The sequence below is a fragment of the Amycolatopsis sp. genome (assembly GCF_036008905.1).
GTDB lineage: Bacteria > Actinomycetota > Actinomycetes > Mycobacteriales > Pseudonocardiaceae > Amycolatopsis.
Genome location: NZ_DASYMU010000216.1, coordinates 1 through 3,328, shown reverse-complemented (window position 1 = coordinate 3,328; position 3,328 = coordinate 1). Strand labels below are relative to the sequence as shown.

6 protein-coding genes are annotated in these 3,328 nt (G+C 69.8%); 4 read left to right on the top strand and 2 right to left on the bottom strand.

All coding sequences use genetic code 11. The features are described from left to right. The first annotated feature begins 96 nt into the window (after window positions 1–96). The 4 genes from VGP60_RS34750 to VGP60_RS34735 are packed head-to-tail and all read left to right on the top strand — an operon-like array spanning window position 97 to window position 2,326. Window positions 97–804 carry a helix-turn-helix domain-containing protein gene (locus VGP60_RS34750; protein WP_327552423.1) on the top strand — a complete coding sequence of 236 codons (708 nt, stop codon included), beginning with the start codon at window positions 97–99 and terminating at the stop codon, window positions 802–804. Between the two features lie 32 nt (window positions 805–836). After that, on the top strand, window positions 837–1,490 hold the full coding sequence (locus VGP60_RS34745; RefSeq protein WP_327552422.1) for a TetR/AcrR family transcriptional regulator: 654 nt from the start codon (window positions 837–839) through the stop codon (window positions 1,488–1,490). A gap of 49 nt (window positions 1,491–1,539) precedes the next feature. Beyond that, on the top strand, window positions 1,540–1,989 hold the full coding sequence (locus VGP60_RS34740) for an SDR family NAD(P)-dependent oxidoreductase (RefSeq protein ID WP_327552421.1): 450 nt from the start codon (window positions 1,540–1,542) through the stop codon (window positions 1,987–1,989). Next, window positions 1,964–2,326 carry a DUF3237 domain-containing protein gene (locus VGP60_RS34735; RefSeq protein ID WP_327552420.1) on the top strand — a complete coding sequence of 121 codons (363 nt, stop codon included), beginning with the start codon at window positions 1,964–1,966 and terminating at the stop codon, window positions 2,324–2,326. The genes VGP60_RS34740 and VGP60_RS34735 overlap by 26 nt, the downstream gene beginning before the upstream one ends. On the opposite strand, the gene VGP60_RS34730 is transcribed toward VGP60_RS34735, so the two are convergent. Then, window positions 2,323–2,781 carry an SRPBCC family protein gene (locus VGP60_RS34730; RefSeq protein ID WP_327552419.1) on the bottom strand — a complete coding sequence of 153 codons (459 nt, stop codon included), beginning with the start codon at window positions 2,779–2,781 and terminating at the stop codon, window positions 2,323–2,325. The genes VGP60_RS34735 and VGP60_RS34730 overlap by 4 nt on opposite strands. 52 nt (window positions 2,782–2,833) lie before the next feature. Next, the gene (locus VGP60_RS34725) at window positions 2,834–3,151 is read right to left on the bottom strand and encodes a hypothetical protein (protein WP_327552418.1); all 318 of its coding nucleotides are present in this window, start codon (window positions 3,149–3,151) and stop codon (window positions 2,834–2,836) included. Between the last annotated feature and the right edge of the window lie 177 nt (window positions 3,152–3,328).

Here is a 3,328-nt window from a genome sequence, read left to right as displayed (position 1 = left end):
CCGATGACGAGCGCGTTAGCCCGCAGGCTCTGGATCACATCCGTGTTGCCGAATCCTCACCGCCTGTGCCTGACGCCGTCGTGCCAGAATGACGCCGTGGGTGTCACACCGGGCCGGGTCGGCCGTCCCAGGGCGACCGGGGAGTCGGCCGGGGAGCGCGACTCGCGCCAGGACCTGCTCGACGCGGCAGCCGAGCTGTTCACCGAGCGCGGGTACACGGCGACCTCCACCCGTGCCGTCGCCGAGCTCGCGGGCCTGCGCCAGGCCTCGCTCTACCACTACTTCGGCGGCAAGGAAGACGTGCTGGCCGAGCTGCTCGAAGGCACCGTGCGCCCGTCGTTGCGGACGGCGGAGGTGTTGCGCGACGTGCCCGCGTCCGCCGCGGCGAAGCTGTGGGCGTTGTGCCGCTTCGACATCGACCTGCTCTGCCGCGGCCGCCACAACCTCGGCGCGCTCTACCTGCTGTCCGAGGTGAGCGCCGCGCGGTTCGCCGGGTTCCGCCGCGACCGCGCCGCCCTCAAGGCCGCCTACCGCGCGCTGCTCGGCGAACTGGCGGGTCCGGTGTCCGGTCTGGACACCCGCGCGGATCTCCTGTTCGGCTTGGTGGAAGGCGTGATCCTCACCCGCCGTGAGAAGGCGATCGAGGACGTCGCGGCGTTCGCGTCGGCGGGTGCCGACGCGGGGGTGAGGCTGGCGGGCTGCGCCGAGTCCGATCTGCCCGAGATCAGGCTGGAAGGGCTTTCTGTCTTGGCCACCGGGAAAACTGAATCGACGCCGAACGGATCGCCGACCGCACATCATTGATGAGCGGCGGGAAGTGGTCCAGGATGGCCGCCATGCCCCCACGTCCGTCGATCGGCACGCAGGCGTCCCAGGTCGCCTCGCGGCGCAAGCGCAGCAAGGGCGACCTGACCTCCCAGGCCATACTGGACACCGCCGAACGGCTGCTGGAGACCCGCTCGCTGGACGAGATCGCGGTGGACGAGTTGACCTCCGGCGCCGGGGTGTCCCGGTCCACGTTCTACTTCCACTACGAGTCACGGGAAGCCGTGCTGCTCGCGCTGTCCGAACGCGTGGCCGACGCGATGCACGAGTCCGCCGCCCTGTGGCTGCGGCGCGGCAGCGAACCGCCGGAGGACGCCATCCGTCGCGCCTTGACGGCCGCGTTGACGTTGTGGCGCAACCACGGCCCGGTGCTGCGCGCGGCGCTGCGGGCCCGTGACGTCAACCCGCGGATGCGGGAGTTCTGGTCCGAGGTCGGCCGTCGGTTCATCGACGCCGCCGCCGAGCAGATCGAACGGGAACGAGCCGCGGGCCTCGCGTTGCCCGGTCCGCCGGACGCGCGCCTGCTGGCCACGGTGCTGGAGAGCATGAACGAGCAGGCCTGCTTCACCCAGTCGCTGTCGCGCCGATCCCCGGCGCGCGACCGCAAGCTCGTCGACGCGCTGACCGTGATCTGGCTGCGCTCGGTGTACGGGATTACCCAGTAGTTAAGGCTTTACGCCGACGTTCGGCGCGATTGTGCCTCGCGTCGACGACATGTCGAGAGTCAGTGGACGGACGGCGGTCGTCATCGGTGGCGCGTTCGGGATCGGCGCGGCCGTGTGCCGCAGGTTCGCGGACGAGGGCGCCGCGGTTGTTGTCGCCGATCGCAACAAGGACAACGCTTTCGCGGTTGCCGAGGAGATCGGCGGGCGAGCCGTCGTGTTCGACGTCGCCGACACCAGCGCCGTGTACGAGGCGTTCGCCGCGCTCGGGGACGTCGACATCCTGGTGAACAACGCGGGCGTCGACCGGTTCGCGTTCTTCGTCGACACCGCGCCGGCGGACTGGGACTTCGTGCTGGACATCAACCCGGCCACACGCTCCCCGTCAGCGGCGGCCTGTCGATGTGGTGAGGAGAACCGTGAGCATCGAGCTGATCCCGTTGGCGACCATGACGGCCACGTTGAGGCGGCCGTTCGTGGTGTCCCGCACCCCGGTCGGTGACCGGCTGATCTACGAGGTCGAGTCCGGAACCCTTGTCGGCGAACGGATCCAGGCGAAGCTGACCGGCTCCTCGGCGGCCGACTGGCTCGTCGTCGGACCGGACGGCACCGGCACGCTGGACGTGCGCGCGGTGGTCGAAACCGACGACGGCGCCTTGATCTTCCTGCACTACCAGGGCCGCGTAGACCTGTCCGCAGGTCCGGGCGCACCGCTGTACGCCGCGCCGCTGTTCGAGACCGGCGACGACCGCTACCGCTGGCTCAACCGCGTGCAGGCCATCGCGAAGGGCAGTCTGGTCGGCGCCACGCTCACTTACGAGCTGTGCCAAGTGGTCTAACGCAGCACCTGGGCGAGCCGGGCCAGCGAGCGCTCCATGCCCTGCGCGACTTCCTTGCGCCCGAACAACTTGATCAGCAATCCGCGCACGGCCGACGCCGGTTCCTGCGTCGAGCGCAGCCGCACCAGCGTGCCGTCGCCTGCCGGTTCGAGCTCGATCCGGAACACGGTGCTGGCCGCGAACCTGGGCGCGGGCCTGCCATCCAGCCGTTCGGCGAGGTGCTTCCACGACACCACCAGCGGCCTGCGGTACTCGATGATCTCCTGGTCGATCTCGGACCGGTGCTTGCCCCACTGCCCGTACTGCCGCAGTCGCTGACCGCAACCGCTGCCGGAGATCACCTCGACGTTGTCGGCGAAGCTCAGCCACTCGGGAGCGCGTTCGGGGTGGGACACCACGTGCCACACCCGTTCCGGCGACGCGTCCACCTGTCCACTGCGCACGACTTCGATCACCGCTGATCACCGCCTCGCGGCTATCGTACGAGGCGGTGAGCGGGTGTGCGTGTCACGACGCGTACCAGGTGCCTCCGCCCGTCGGCCGGTAGGCCATGCCCCGGTAGACCGCGTCGACCAGCACCTGGCCGCGCGAGTTCACGCCGAGCCCAAGACCCATCCGGTTCATCGCGTAGCCGAACGACATCCGCGCATTCGGGTCGGCGAAACCCAGCGAGCCGCCCATCCCGGCATGCCCGAACGCCTCCTCCGACATCAGCACGCCCTCCCGGTCGTTCGCCGCGAGGTGCATGTTGTCGACCGCAGATTCCCTGGATCGGCATTGATCCTCCTCGAAGTGGCCTGCTCCGATGCCGTCACGGACCCGCACGGCGGATCAGTAGGGGTATCGACACACGTAACGTGGGAGTGCCCATCAGCGCCGTTGGGAGGACACCATCGCCGTGCCGCCGCTCGTCGGTCGCGAGCCCGAGCTCGCCACGCTGCTCGACGCCGTCGAGCGTGTGCCGTCGTCCGGCGTGATAGCCGTGCTGGTGTCCGGCGAACC

Excerpts from the sequence above, each read along its gene's own strand:
- VGP60_RS34740 (WP_327552421.1), top strand. The coding sequence starts at position 1,540 with ATGTCGAGAGTCAGTGGACGGACGGCGGTCGTCATCGGTGGCGCGTTC.
- VGP60_RS34745 (WP_327552422.1), top strand. The coding sequence starts at position 837 with ATGCCCCCACGTCCGTCGATCGGCACGCAGGCGTCCCAGGTCGCCTCG.